Annotated in this window: 1 protein-coding gene; it reads right to left on the reverse strand. The window is 70.0% G+C overall.

What is annotated here, in order from left to right; translation table 11 throughout:
* A partial coding sequence (locus KBX34_RS33290) for a hypothetical protein (protein ID WP_210929021.1) occupies positions 1 to 313 on the reverse strand: 313 nt, incomplete at its 3' end.
* Positions 314 to 353 lie beyond the last annotated feature (40 nt).

The following is a 353-nucleotide window of genomic DNA, read 5'->3' on the forward strand; positions in this document are numbered from 1 at the left end:
CGAAGACGGTGCCCTCGGAGGTGGTCTGCCGAATCACCGCGCCGTCAGGGTTGCGGTCGACCTTGGTGCCGTCGGCGTAGGTCCAGGTGCTGCTGCCGTCACCGCCGTAAGTGATGTCCACCGCCTGGGCCGGCTGCCCATCGGTCCCTGGCACGGTGCCATGGGTCGGTTTGCCGTCGGCGGTGAACCGGTCGAAGACGGTGCCCTCGGAGGTGGTCTGCCGAACCACCGCGCCGTCAGGGTTGCGGTCGACCTTGGTGCCGTCGGCGTAGGTCCAGGTGCTGCTGCCGTCACCGCCGTAAGTGATGTCCACCGCCTGCGCCGGCTGCCCATCCGACCCCGGCACCGTGCCA

The organism is Micromonospora sp. M61 (assembly GCF_018070245.1).
Classification (GTDB): Bacteria; Actinomycetota; Actinomycetes; order Mycobacteriales; family Micromonosporaceae; genus Micromonospora; species Micromonospora zamorensis.